13 protein-coding genes and 1 pseudogene are annotated in these 13,147 nt (G+C 42.7%); 8 read left to right on the plus strand and 6 right to left on the minus strand.

Annotated features, from left to right (window positions below):
- Positions 1 to 61 precede the first annotated feature (61 nt).
- The 3 genes from DX060_RS05265 to DX060_RS11320 all read left to right on the plus strand — a co-directional run bounded on the left by DX060_RS05265 (position 62) and on the right by DX060_RS11320 (position 2,142).
- Positions 62 to 562 carry a DUF2059 domain-containing protein gene (locus tag DX060_RS05265; RefSeq protein ID WP_115011480.1) on the plus strand — a complete coding sequence of 167 codons (501 nt, stop codon included), beginning with the start codon at positions 62 to 64 and terminating at the stop codon, positions 560 to 562.
- Positions 563 to 590: 28 nt separating this feature from the next.
- On the plus strand, positions 591 to 1,658 hold the full coding sequence (obgE, locus tag DX060_RS05270; RefSeq protein WP_115011481.1) for a GTPase ObgE: 1,068 nt from the start codon (positions 591 to 593) through the stop codon (positions 1,656 to 1,658).
- A 340-nt stretch (positions 1,659 to 1,998) separates the two neighbouring features.
- Positions 1,999 to 2,142 (plus strand): hypothetical protein, encoded by a 144-nt coding sequence (locus DX060_RS11320; protein ID WP_181814198.1) that lies wholly within the window; start codon positions 1,999 to 2,001, stop codon positions 2,140 to 2,142.
- A gap of 5 nt (positions 2,143 to 2,147) precedes the next feature.
- On the opposite strand, the gene DX060_RS05275 is transcribed toward DX060_RS11320, so the two are convergent.
- On the minus strand, positions 2,148 to 3,221 hold the full coding sequence (locus DX060_RS05275) for a DUF7488 domain-containing protein (protein WP_181814199.1): 1,074 nt from the start codon (positions 3,219 to 3,221) through the stop codon (positions 2,148 to 2,150).
- Positions 3,222 to 3,420: 199 nt separating this feature from the next.
- On the opposite strand from DX060_RS05275, the gene DX060_RS05280 reads away from it, so the two are divergent.
- The 5 genes from DX060_RS05280 (at position 3,421) to DX060_RS05300 (ending at position 9,113) form a co-directional block, all read left to right on the plus strand.
- Entirely contained in the window at positions 3,421 to 4,866 is a 1,446-nt protein-coding gene (locus DX060_RS05280; RefSeq protein WP_115011483.1) for a DNA-binding transcriptional response regulator, read from the plus strand.
- A 29-nt stretch (positions 4,867 to 4,895) separates the two neighbouring features.
- Positions 4,896 to 5,762 carry a polyprenyl synthetase family protein gene (locus DX060_RS05285; protein WP_115011484.1) on the plus strand — a complete coding sequence of 289 codons (867 nt, stop codon included), beginning with the start codon at positions 4,896 to 4,898 and terminating at the stop codon, positions 5,760 to 5,762.
- Positions 5,759 to 6,535 carry a 5'/3'-nucleotidase SurE gene (surE, locus tag DX060_RS05290; protein ID WP_115011485.1) on the plus strand — a complete coding sequence of 259 codons (777 nt, stop codon included), beginning with the start codon at positions 5,759 to 5,761 and terminating at the stop codon, positions 6,533 to 6,535. The genes DX060_RS05285 and surE overlap by 4 nt, the downstream gene beginning before the upstream one ends.
- Positions 6,536 to 6,714: 179 nt before the next feature.
- Positions 6,715 to 8,919 (plus strand): NADP-dependent isocitrate dehydrogenase, encoded by a 2,205-nt coding sequence (locus DX060_RS05295; RefSeq protein ID WP_115011486.1) that lies wholly within the window; start codon positions 6,715 to 6,717, stop codon positions 8,917 to 8,919.
- Between the two features lie 11 nt (positions 8,920 to 8,930).
- Positions 8,931 to 9,113 (plus strand): hypothetical protein, encoded by a 183-nt coding sequence (locus tag DX060_RS05300; protein ID WP_115011487.1) that lies wholly within the window; start codon positions 8,931 to 8,933, stop codon positions 9,111 to 9,113.
- Between the two features lie 78 nt (positions 9,114 to 9,191).
- Here DX060_RS05300 and DX060_RS11960 read toward each other — a convergent pair whose 3' ends face one another.
- From DX060_RS11960 to guaA, 5 genes and pseudogenes are all read right to left on the minus strand, one after another.
- The gene (locus DX060_RS11960; RefSeq protein WP_258552208.1) at positions 9,192 to 9,377 is read right to left on the minus strand and encodes a hypothetical protein; all 186 of its coding nucleotides are present in this window, start codon (positions 9,375 to 9,377) and stop codon (positions 9,192 to 9,194) included.
- Between the two features lie 101 nt (positions 9,378 to 9,478).
- On the minus strand, positions 9,479 to 9,610 hold the full coding sequence (locus DX060_RS11965) for a hypothetical protein (RefSeq protein ID WP_258552209.1): 132 nt from the start codon (positions 9,608 to 9,610) through the stop codon (positions 9,479 to 9,481).
- A 58-nt stretch (positions 9,611 to 9,668) separates the two neighbouring features.
- Positions 9,669 to 10,838 (minus strand): Eco57I restriction-modification methylase domain-containing protein, encoded by a 1,170-nt coding sequence (locus DX060_RS05310; protein ID WP_115011488.1) that lies wholly within the window; start codon positions 10,836 to 10,838, stop codon positions 9,669 to 9,671.
- Positions 10,828 to 11,473, minus strand: a pseudogene (locus tag DX060_RS05315) (restriction endonuclease). The gene DX060_RS05310 and the pseudogene DX060_RS05315 overlap by 11 nt, the downstream one beginning before the upstream one ends.
- Before the next feature lie 3 nt (positions 11,474 to 11,476).
- Positions 11,477 to 13,048 carry a glutamine-hydrolyzing GMP synthase gene (gene guaA / locus DX060_RS05320; RefSeq protein ID WP_115011489.1) on the minus strand — a complete coding sequence of 524 codons (1,572 nt, stop codon included), beginning with the start codon at positions 13,046 to 13,048 and terminating at the stop codon, positions 11,477 to 11,479.
- Positions 13,049 to 13,147 lie beyond the last annotated feature (99 nt).

Below are 13,147 nucleotides of genomic sequence, written 5' to 3' on the forward strand. Positions count from 1 at the left end.
CCACGCGCTAGCCTAGCTAGTGCTATCTCTACTCACACTCACAATCCCCAAAGGAGAGCCTATGAAATCCACGCCAGCACGCATCATCTGCTTTGTATGCGCACTTTTTCTCGTATCTGCGCCACTATATGCCGAGCAAGCAGCCCCTAGCAAATCCTATAAAAAAACCTTTGAGAAGTTCCTAGAAATCTCTCAAAGCAACGCTATGCTAAAAGACATAAGCGATGGCAAAGCCGCAGAGCAGATCATCGCACAAATCACAAAAGGGCAAGATATCACCAAAGCCCAAAAGGACAAAGTTACTCGCATTGTGCGCGATACTTTCTCTAGCATAGCAAAAGATCTAGAAAGCCAAATACTGCTGCTGTATCATAAGTATTACACAGAGCAAGACTTAAACGATCTAATCGCGCTCTATCAAACCCCAGCTGGCAAAAAGCTGGCTAATAATGCAGTGGCGACTCTTAGAGACTCTCAAGAGCTAGTCCAAGCTATGGTGATCCAATATTTCCCCAAGATGGAGTCCCAAATCCACCAAATCCTAGCAGAGTCCAAAAAATAGCTACTTGTAAAGTGGCTAAAGGTAGCTGATGTTTATCGATAGTGCGGATATTTTTGTCGCTTCTGGAAATGGCGGTGCTGGAGCGGTGAGCTTTAGGCGAGAGAAGTTTGTCATACAGGGCGGACCTGATGGGGGCGATGGTGGCAAGGGGGGCGATGTTGTCTTATGTGTTGATAACAATGCCGATACACTCTCAAACTTCCGTGGCAAAAAACACCACAAAGCCCAGCACGGCACGCCGGGAGGCTCACGCCGCTGCACAGGCAAAAATGGAGCCAATCTCATCATCAAAGTCCCGCTAGGCACGCAGATTTTTAATTATGATAGCGGCGAGCTGCTTGCAGACTTAGACTCTCCTAGCAAAGAAGTGCTACTGCTTAAAGGTGGCAAGGGCGGGCTAGGCAACTCCCGCTTCAAAAACGCAAGCAACCAAGCCCCAACCTACGCGCAAAAAGGCTTGCCCGGCACCTCACTACACCTGCGCCTAGAGCTTAAACTCATCGCTGATGTAGGGCTTGTGGGCTACCCAAATGCCGGCAAATCTAGCCTTATCTCCACACTCTCCAACGCTAAACCAGAAGTAGCAAACTACGCATTTACCACGCTCACGCCACATTTGGGCGTGGTGGAAGTTGATGAATTGCACTCCTTTGTGATGGCAGATATACCCGGGATCATCGATGGCGCGAGTCAAGGCAAGGGGCTTGGGCTGGAGTTTTTGAAGCATATTGAGCGCACGAAGTTTTTGCTCTTTGTGCTAGATGGGCTAAATGACCCAAGCACGCAGTATAGCCACTTGGCAAAAGAGCTTGCGAGCTTTAGCGCAGATCTTAGCACGCGTCCATTTGGGATTATTATTAGCAAGCTTGATGTCGCGCAAGATCTCTCTAGTAAGTTTGCTGCTTTGCTAGCGATATTTGCGCAGCCAATCCTGCAGGATTTAGATATATCTAAGCCCATACTCCTAGAATCTAGCGAGCAAAGCACGCAATCACTGCCACATTTGCCGCACTTCATCTTAGGTATCTCTTCTGTGGCACATACCAATACCAAGTCGCTTACATTTTTGCTCCATAAAGCACTGCAAGACATTTGACCTACCCTAGAATCCACTTTTTGTAATCCTACCGCCGCGACTCTCTTAATTTTTTAGGTTTTAATTTTCAAGCTTATTTTCCGTCATTGCGAGCGGTGTGCCAACACGGCGCGGCAATCCATTTTCAAAAAGTGGATTCTAGTATGGATTGCCACGCTCGTTTCACTCGCTCGCAATGACAATAAAACGCGATATGTAAAAAATGGATTCTAGTAAAGGTTATTTTGCTAGCGCAAAATTATGAATCGTCTCGTTACACTCGCTTACGATGATGGAAAAAGGGGAGTAAAGCTTACGATGATGAGTTTGGGCTTACTCCCTAGAATCCACTTTTGTAAAAGTGGATTCTAGGGTTGCTATTTGGGGTGCTTGGGATTCTGGGCTTATGTGCTATGGATCGCCACTTGCTAGCGCAAGAAGTGTAAAGCTTGCGATGCTAAAGAGTATTGATGGAGCATTGCTAGAATCTAGCTTAAGATTCTAGGCTTTCTAGCGCAGAGGAGATCGCAAGAAAATCTCCACGCCATCGTGTAGCAAGAGTAGCTCGACTTGCCCTCTTAGCCCTGCTTGAGAAAATAGCTGGCGGAAATGCCAAAAATCGCTGTCTTTTTTAATGGGTGTTTTGTCAATCCAAATAAACTTATCCCCCACACTAAGCTGCGATAGCGCAAAGGGCAGGGGCTTGCCAATTGAGCGGATCACGAAGTCTTTGTCGATTATCACGCCATAGCGTTCAAAAAATGTATCCCGCAAGATCCCGCCACCATATCGCCTATCTACTTGCACAGCGGCTTCAAGCACTCTGCCATTGCGCACAAACTTGACTTGTGCCTTTGACCTAGGCTCAAGATCAGCGACAAGCCATTCAAAATCTGCAAGCGAGGTGATCGCGTGTCCATTTATGGATAGGATTCTATCTTTTGGCAAAAGGGGCTTGTGTGGGAAAAAGACATCGACTTGCTCGATGATCACGCCCTTTGGGTGCTGGTCGCGCACACTTTGGATATTTGCACTAACTCGCACGCCAATATCTCCATACTGCCCTCCCTTGGGGCTTAAGAATCTATCGATGAGAATTTTTGGGATAAAGTATTGCCCATAGGCACTAATGCCATAGCTTTGATAGCAAATGGTGCTAATCACAGAATCCTTGGGCAAAGTGGTGCTAAATTTGCCTAGATCAAATATGCCTTTTTCAAAGTTTGTGATACTGCCGGCGATAGCTTGTGTGGCATTGACTCCAGCAAGTGGGAGTGTATGGGCAAATGTATCAAGTGGCTTTAGGCGGTAGCTTTTAGCTAGCTTGCCAGAGAAGAGATATAGCCCTGTGAAAGGGTCGTGCTTGATAATGCGTGAAGAGCGTAGCGGACTTGGCGAAAAGGCGATGAGATGGGGCTTATTTTGATACAAGACAGAATAGATTCTAGTAGAATCCACCACGCTAGTTGCTTGCTTATAGTAGGCTCTGCAAGCGGAGTAGTCAAGCCCATAAGCCCCGCTATATATAAATCCAAGAAGCAAGGAGATTATGGGGATAGTGCGCAAAGATAGAGATGTTTTCATAAGCTCAACTTTTATATTTTGGGGATTTGGGTAATTATAGCAGAGAAAGTGCGTAAAGCTTGCAGTGTGGTGATTTATGTCGATTTTGTCCCAATTGTCCATAAGAAGCAAGGGCTATCTATAATTATTTTGCTATAATTGATCGCATTGATCAATTACCATAGTGATATTTGGTGCTTATGTTTGTAGGAGAGAGTGTATGCTGACAGGGAAGCTGATTGTTATTGATGAAGCAGCGCAAAAGGGCAAGATAGAGCAGGATTTAAATCAACGGGTATATGACTTTGACTTCTCGGTGTGGGATGCGGATTCTGGGGAGATGGCTGTGGGCGAGGAGGTGGAGTTTGAGGTAGAAATGCGTATAGTAACACGCGCGAAAATCAAGCCAAAGCCCATAGATCCTGATGAAATCCCTATGACAAAGCTACCAAATGTGTGTATTGAAGAATTTTTTGCCAGGGAAAATGAAATTCTACTTGAATATAAAGACTTTGTAGAAGGGCATTTGAGTTTAGATTTTTTGCGTATGAGACGCTTTTTGCTCACGGCTTATAATGATTTGTGTGAGATGGATAATCTTGTCGAAAACGAAGATTTACGCAAGGCAAAAAATGAGATAAACTACCTATGGAAAGAGTTTGAAAACTATGTCAAAAAGGCGCAATACACCCCAGCCTATGCCTTTGAAAAAATCTTTCTCTCCAAGCAAGCAGAATACATCAAAGTAGAAAAAGACATAGAAGCCACACAGCTAGCCCTAAACAATGCCAAAGCACAATGCCAAGTGCTAGGCAACAATCTTGATGCAAGCGAAAAGCGTTTGCAGCGTATGGCAAATAGCTCTGGGCGTGGCGGGCAAGAATATTTACGCTTTGAAAAAGAAGTCAAAATGATGCGTAGGACCTATGTCGATCTTATCCAGTTTATCGCCACGCGCCAAGAGTGGCTTGCACACGAGAGAGAGAGACTCAAAAAATTTAGAGAAGTGCATTTTCAAGAGTTTGTTGATGTTTATGCGCCGATGTTACGCGATATTAAAAACCGCTTTGTAGGGCTGCTAAATTCTAAGGCTTATGATTTGGATTCTGAGCTATGGGATCGCGCGAAAAAGTCTCAAATCGTGCGCAAGTTTTTCCGTGATGCGCGTATAGAAGGAGGCTTCTCATCAAAAACTTTTCTTCGCTATTTTCTCCGCGGACTTGATAAAAATAAAGCCTCTCCAAAGACAAAGGAGCTTTTTAGCCTACTAAAATATCTAGAAGAAGTAAGTCATAAAAATGTGCTTGTGCTGCGCAGCTCCGCGGTCAATGCACTGAAATATAAAGAAGTTATTGAAAAGATAGATTCTACTCTCACAGTTAGCGTGGATAAAAACCCCATAAGTGCGCTAAAGCTCCTTGCTACTACACAGCAAGATATTGTCGTGCTTGATGAGCAAATCGGTGAGATGAGCGCGCTGGACTTTATCCAAAACACCAAGCAGCTCCCGCAAAAAGAGCCGGCAAAGCCTGTTGTCTTTTGTCTTGTTGTGGCAAAAATGCCTGATTATGAAACAGCAGAAGAGGCTAGGCGACTTGGTGTGCAGTATTTTATCCCAGAGCAGAATATGGACGCGCTTTTTGACTCTGTGCGGATGGCATTGTAGAATCCACTTTTATACCATTAAGGAGCATAATGCAATATCAGCAGAGTATGAAAGAATTTGAGCAATTTTTGCAAGCAAGCGCACCGCAAATCCCTAGCTTCCACCCATATTTTGCCACGGCTTTTTGGGAGATGCTTTTGTATGGGGGCAAGCGTTTCCGTCCAAATCTTTTGCTAGCTGTTGTCTCTGGGCTACGCCCCATAATGACAAAAAACGCCTTTTTGCCTGCGCTGGCGTTAGAGTGCTTGCATACTTACTCACTTATCCACGATGATCTGCCCTGTATGGATAATGCCTCTTTGCGCAGGGGTAAGCCCACGCTACATACTACTTATGATGAAGTGAGCGCGACCCTTGTGGGCGATGGGCTAAATACTTATGCATTCTATCTACTAAGCTGCGCAAAGCTAGATCCTAGCGTGCAAATCCAGCTTGTAAAAGAGCTTGCTTATGCTGGTGGGATAGGCGGTATGGTGATTGGGCAGGCACTTGATTGCCATTTTGAAAATCAAGCCCTGCCGCTAGAGCAGCTCCAAGAAATCCATAGCAACAAAACCGCCAAACTCATCGCTGCAAGCCTAAAGATGGGTGCCATCATCGCAAATGCCGCGGACCCACTCACGCAGGATTTATGGGACTTTGGCTTGCGACTTGGGCTGTTTTTCCAAATACGAGATGATGTCATTGATGCGGTGCAAGAAGCAGCTCAAGCAGGTAAGCCCACGCGCAATGATGGGCAGAAAAACAGCTATGTAAATCTGCTAGGACTAGCACAGGCTAAAGAGCTTTTGCAAGCAGAATCTAGCGCATTAGCTACAAGCATAGAAGCGTTCCCCAAGCCCATAGCTAAGAATCTCTCAATGCTTTTGGGGGATTATTTTAAGGAGATTGTATGAAAGAGATTTTAATCACCAATGATGATGGCTTTGATGCGGCTGGGATTCTAGCTCTAAAGGAAGCCCTTAGCCCGCTTGGGCGGGTGTGTGTAGTCGCTCCTGCTAGGGAGAAATCTGCGTGCGGACACGGACTTAGTATCACAAAGCCTCTCTCCCTTATCTCTGTGGGTAAAGATTCTTACAAGCTTGATGATGGCACGCCGGCAGATTGTATCTATCTTGCATATAACACACTCTATAAAGAGCAAAATCGCAAACCGGACTTAATTGTCTCTGGGATCAATATCGGCTGCAATATGGGCGAAGATATTACCTACTCTGGCACGGCTGCAGGGGCTATGGAGGGCGCGATTCTGGGGGTGCCTAGTATGGCGATTTCACAGCTACTTAAAAAAGAGAGTGATAGGAAGTGTGATTTTAGTCTTGCAAAAAAAGTGGCATTTGACCTAGCGCAAAAGATTTTGACACATAATCCCCTACCCAAGCGCAAATTTCTTAATGTCAATATCCCCATCGCCACAGAATCTAAAGGCTACAAGATCACAGAGCTAGGCGTGCGGCTCTATGGCAACGATGTCGCCAAAGCACGCAATCCACGCAATGAAGAGTATTATTGGCTAGGCACGCACGAGCTTGAGTGGGAGGAGCGCAGTGAGCGAGCAAGCGATTTTAGCGCGGTGATGAGTGGCTATGTCTCTATCACGCCAATTACTGTAGATATGACAAGCTATGATGATTTGGATATGCTAACTAAATGGATAGATAGATTCTAGTGTGAGCCTAGAATCCACCGCTTTGGCTATGCTTGCTTATGTCGCCGCTATTTTTATGCTACCTAATTTACCTAGACATATTGTAAAAAGGTTAAAAATTTTATACTTTGTAGCAATGTATGTAAAGGTTTTTGCTATACTAAACCATTCCGCAATCATTTCACCACAAAGGACACACGATGAAAATCACTTACACACTCACAGATGAGTCTCCAGCCCTAGCGACCTACTCGTTTTTGCCCATTGCAAAGGCGTTTTTAAACCACGCAGATATTCAAGTAGAGACTTCAGACATTTCTCTAAGTGCTAGAATCTTGGCTCAATTCCCCGAGAATCTCGCCCCAAATCAACGCGTAGAAGATGCTTTGAGCAAACTCGGTGAGCTTGTCAAAACCCCTAGTGCAAATCTCATTAAAACCCCAAATATCTCCGCTTCAATCCCTCAGCTTAAAAACGCTATTAAAGAGTTACAAACAAAGGGCTATAATGTGCCAAATTTCCCTGATGAACCAAGCAATGAGCAAGAAAAAGCAGTGAAAGAAAAATACCAAAAAGTGCTAGGATCAGCGGTCAATCCTGTTTTGCGACAAGGTAATTCTGATCGCCGCAGCACCAATGCTGTCAAATCCTACGCACAGAAAAACCCTTACCGAGTAACGCCTTTTGACAAAAACTCAAAAAGCTGTGTGAGCTATATGAAAGAGGGCGATTTCTTTGATAATGAAAAGGCAGTGTTGATAGAATCTCCCACAACAGCAAAGATTATATTCAAAGATTCTAGCGGGCAAAAGGTGCTAAAAGATGGGCTAAAGCTAGAAGCAAATGAGATTTTGGACGCCACCTTTATGGACGCACAAAAATTGAGTGAATTTTACGCAGCCCAAATAGAAGCTTGTAAAAAACAAGATATTCTATTTTCCTTGCATTTAAAAGCTACGATGATGAAGGTAAGCGATCCTATCCTTTTTGGCTATGCGGTGAAGGCGTATTTTAAAGAGCTTTTTGATGAGTTTAAAGACGAGCTAGAATCTTTAGGCGTGAATGCCAATAATGGCGTGAGTGAATTGCTCACAAAGATAGAATCTAGCCCCAAAAAAGCGGCGATTCTAGCTAAATACAATGAGATTTTGCAAAAAAGTGCCAAAATCTCTATGGTAAATTCCGACAAAGGCATTACAAATCTGCATATCCCAAGTGATGTTATCGTTGATGCCTCAATGCCTGCTATGCTGAAAAATGGCGCGAGATTATGGGATAAAGATGGCAAGGAATGCGATGCAAATGCTGTAATCCCTGATAAGACTTATGCGACTATTTATGAAGCTGTGATTGAAGATTTACGCACAAATGGAGAGCTTAACCCCGCAACTTTAGGCAGTGTCAGCAATGTGGGCTTAATGGCGAAAAAAGCACAAGAGTATGGCTCACACGATAAAACCTTTGTCGCCCCAAGTGATGGAGAGTTTCTCATTGTGGATTCTAGCGATAAGGTGCTGCTTACTCATAGCGTGAAAAAGGGCGATATTTATCGTGCTAATCAAGCCAAATTTGATGCGGTGCAAAACTGGATTGATTTAGGGATTGAAAGGGCGGATTTGACAGGCGATAAGGCGATTTTTTGGCTTGATGAAAAGAGGGCTAGTAATAAAATTATGATTGATTTAGTTAAGAAGCGACTACAAGAAAAGGGCAAAGACATAGCCATTTTAGCCCCAAAAGAAGCGTGTTTAGAATCCCTGCGACTTATCCGTGCGGGGAAAAATGCTATCTCTATCACAGGCAATGTTTTGCGTGATTATTTGACTGATTTATTTCCGATTTTAGAGCTTGGCACAAGTGCGAAAATGCTCTCTGTCGTGCCTATGCTAAATGGTGGGGCGATGTTTGAGACAGGGGCTGGTGGCAGTGCGCCAAAGCAGGTAGAGCAACTCGTAGAAGAAAATCATTTGCGTTGGGATAGCTTGGGCGAGTTTCTAGCCCTGCAAGCAAGCCTAGAGTTTTACGCACAAAAGCAAAATAGCCCTAAGGCAAAGGTGCTAGCAGACGCACTAGACACGGCTACTTCACAATGGCTTGATAATAATAAAGCCCCTTCACGCAAAGTAGGCGAAGATGACAACCGCACAAGCCATTTTTACTTGGCGATGTATTTTGCTAGAGCGTTGAGTAAGCAAAAAGTGGATTCTACTATCTCGGCGTTTTTTACGCCCATCGCCGATGAGCTGGAATCTAAGCAAGATTCTATTAGAGCGGAGTTTAACTCCACACAGGGCGTGAAAGTAGATCTAGGTGGATATTATAAATTTGATGATAGTAAAGCAGAAGCCATTATGCGACCAAGCAAGAGCTTTAATGCAGTGATTGAAAGGATTGCTAAAACATAATCTATGGGGTTTTGGTCCCCATAAGTCCAGCTTCTTCTAGCTATTTTGGGCTATCCCTGTCTTTGTGGATTCTAGATATTTGGCAAAATACTAGCTATGTTACAATGGATTTGGTGTGGTTTGAAAAAATGCTGACAATGCTTAATGACACAGCAGAGCGTTATTTATCAACAGATTTATTTAATACGCTTTAGGCTATGTGGGATTGTAGAATCTATTACTAGAAGTGGATTAAGGTAGCTTATAGAGCTTGTAGAGAGGCAGGATAAGCTTTACTCATCGGGCGATAAACGATAGAAAAATGGAATAGTGTATTGTGTGTTTTCTTGTATGCTCTGGCATTGCGTTTTTATGCAGGCTTTAGCTTTGTGAAGCACATTTGTGATATGTGGAGCAAACTCACTTTTGGGCTTATCAAATGTGAGAGAGTGAATCTCGCAAGTGTCAGCTTGGAGCATAAAGCTCACCTCTAGATTTTCTTCCTTGCCAAGTTGCAGGAGTTCTTTAAGATAGGTATTGTGCTTATTGATACACGCTTGCAGGGCTTTGTCAAAAGGAGCTAGGCTTGAGAGTTGGTGGTGGTTTTGTGTGAATCTTTTGCTAAGTCTTTAAAGTCTATCAGCAAATACACCAACAAAAAAAGCCAAAGCAGTGTGGCAATAACGCCATAAATCAGTGCAAATTTTTTCATTATAAAGCCTTTTTGTTTGGGTGTAGTGGATTCTAGCACAAATCTTTCATAATAGAGTCTAGACACTTAGGGAGTTTAACGCATTAAAGCTAGAATCTAGCATCACATTTTCTAAACTTCTTTGTGAAAAGAGAAACCTCCCATCACACACAAAGCTAAGCTCTTCCCAATCTATGTCATTTAGCTTATCGCATAAGTTTTGTAGCATTATAGAATCCACTTTAAACTTTGGAAAAATTGCTAGAATCGAGCCATCATAAGCTTTGCAAGGGTGTAGGAAAAAGGGCTTTTTATTACGCGTTTTGGTATTGACATAAATGCGAGGCATTTCGCTTTTATGATAATCTCTCCCCCATTCCCACCAATTTGCTTCATTAAACTTTCTAATTTTTCGCTGTAATAATTGCGTTTTAAAGCTCTGTAAATATGCACAATCCCTGCCATACTCACCATATATCATTTTCTTTGTTTTGCCACTTTTGCAAGTTTGTGATCCGACAAATTCTACATTACCCCATTTTTCGTTTCCAAAGATAGAATCTGCCCCACTCACCGCCCCAACTTTTACAAAAAATAATGAATTAAAAGGAGTCGTGTAAGCCTTTTTTGTAAATAAAATCTGCCCATTTATGCAGGAAAATTCTTTTAAACATTGTGTTTTACGCGTGAAATCCCCTTTAACAAAACGCCATATTACGCAGTTTGGCTGGGCTTTTGCAAAAATCTTTCTATCCCCTAGCTCTACAAAATGCGTAATACTTCCTGTGCGAAATAAAAACTCATTAAGCTTTACACTCGCAGTGCTTTTTAAAAAATCTCTGGGTGTGATAAAAACGAGCTCCCCACCATCATTTAAATGCAAAATACATTTATAAATAAAAAACAAATATAAATTACTTCTTTCATCAAACATAGACATAAATGGCGTTAAAAGCTCCTTTGTGTGAGCCCTAATATCTTGGAATCTCACATAAGGGGGATTGCCAATAATGGTATCAAACTTTTCACTCACAGGATAGTTAAAAAAATCAAGTTGCAACGCCCCTTCACAAGCAATGCTAGAATCTAGCTCAATCCCCACTTTATTACTAGGCAGATTCTTATAAAACGCCCCATTTCCACAGCTTGGTTCTAAAAATCGCCCATTATTTTGCACTAAGGCTAACATATCGCTTACAATATGTGGTGGGGTAAAGACTTGCCCTAAGCTTTCAATATCAAGATTCATAAAAGTATGTCCTAAAATGCAAATATGCATCAGCTCTAAGTTTTAAAGACTGCTCAAATGCGCCTAATAAAAATTCTTTCACTTCTACAAAATCTCTTTGTATGATTTGGCGATTATTATCCCATTTTGCTTGAAAGGGCAGATTATTGCCATTTGGTAAGATAGATTCTAAGCATTTAAGCGATGTGGCAAACACATCGCTAGGATTGTCTTTATTGATGATTAAAAAATAATAATCCCTATCATTTGGTGCTAAGTTTTCTTTTAGGGTTTTAAAGTATGTTTCCCAGCTTACCCCATTGCCAAAAGGTGGAATTTTACCTGTTAAAGCATAGTAGATTCCAAGTTTGCAGTTGAGATTATCAGTCGTTTTTGTCGTGCTAACTTTGATATTCACAGGATAAAACACATCATTTTCATAAAAACTAAAATCCACCCATAACACTAAAATCCCTTTGCATATTAGGACGATTTATCGCAAAACTAGAATCTAAAAGATTAAAAATCTCATCTTCATTAAAAGCAGAGTTAATTTGCCCATCGCGACTTTGTTGGCTTAAATGTAGATTTTGCTGTTGTAAAAATTCCACAATTTCTACTAATAAATTTGGCAATACATTTTGCTTTGCAGTCATTCCCTACTCCCACTCAATAGTTCCCGGGGGTTTTGAGGTAATGTCATATACGACGCGGTTAATCCCTGCTACTTCGTTGATTATGCGATTTGAAACAGATTCTAAAAATGCGTGGGGTAAGTGTGAGAAACTCGCTGTCATTCCGTCCATTGCCTCCACTGCCCGGATACAAATAGTATTATCATAAGTGCGGTTATCGCCCATTACGCCCACACTTCGCACATTTAAAAGCACACAAAATGCCTGCCATACAGAATCATACAAGCCCCATTTATGTAGCTCTTCTATGAAAATAGAATCTGCCTCCTTTAATAGCTCCAAATCCGCCGCATTCACCTCGCCCATAATGCGTATAGCAAGTCCGGGTCCGGGGAAAGGGTGCCTCATAAGCATAGATTCTGGCATTCCAAGCTCCCTGCCTAATGCCCTTACCTCATCTTTGAAAAGCTCTCTTAAAGGCTCGATTAACTCAAACTTCATCCATTCGGGCAGTCCGCCGACATTATGATGGCTTTTTATCGTTTTACTTGGTCCTTTTACGCTCACAGATTCTATGACATCAGGATAAAGTGTGCCTTGTGCTAAAAACTTTATCTCGCCTTTTGTGTTATGCTTTTTAGCCTCAGCTTCAAAGACTTCTATGAACGATTCACCGATGATTTTTCGCTTTTGCTCAGGCTCTGTTACCCCCTTTAATCGCCCTAAAAATAGCTCTTTTGCGTCTGCTACAATCAAAGGCACTTTTAGATTCTCTCTAAACATTTCTTCTACTGCTTCTCTCTCGCCTTTGCGTAAAAGCCCGGTATCCACAAAAACAGGGATGAGATTCTCTCCTATGGCACGATATAAAAGCGTTGCCACCACGCTAGAATCTACTCCCCCACTCACAGCACATAAAACCTTGCCGCCATTGCTGACCTTTTCTCTCAATCTCTCAATCTCACTTTCCGCAAAATTCCGCATATTCCAGCTTGTATCTGCTCCGCAAATTTTCACAGCAAAATTTTTTAGAATCTCCCCGCCGCACTCACTATGCACCACTTCTGGGTGAAACTGAAGCGCATAAATTTGCCGCTTAAAATCCGCAATAGCACAATAATGCGTATTTCCACTTTTGGCTAACTCCACAAAGCCACTAGGTAAAGACTCCACTTTATCCGCGTGGCTCATCCACACGATAGAATCTTGCTTGATATTTTCAAACAATGGCGTGTGCAAATCGCTAATTTCTAGCACCGCTTTGCCAAACTCCTGCACCTTAGCTCTCACCACGCTTCCGCCAAAAAAATGCGCGATATACTGCATACCATAGCAGATCCCAAGCACAGGCACACCCAAGTCAAACACGCCAGAATCCGGCTTATACGCCCCCTCTTCATACACACTAGCAGGTCCTCCGCTAAGGATAATGCCCTTGGGATTTTTGCTCTTTATAGAATCTAGCTTTTCAAAGTAGGGGACTATCTCCGTATAAACGCCATATTCACGCAATCTTCTAGCGATGAGTTGTGTGTATTGTGAGCCAAAATCTAAAACCAAAATTTCAACACTATGTGTGTGCGGAGAATGTAGCATATAGACACCTTTATGAGTAGGAATTTGCGTGTGGATTCTAGCAGAATGAAATTTAGAAAGAAGTTAGTAAAACCCTAGATTTAACTCCAGCGAGGCAAC

This window comes from Helicobacter canis, from assembly GCF_900451095.1.
Taxonomy (GTDB): domain Bacteria; phylum Campylobacterota; class Campylobacteria; order Campylobacterales; family Helicobacteraceae; genus Helicobacter_B; species Helicobacter_B zhangjianzhongii.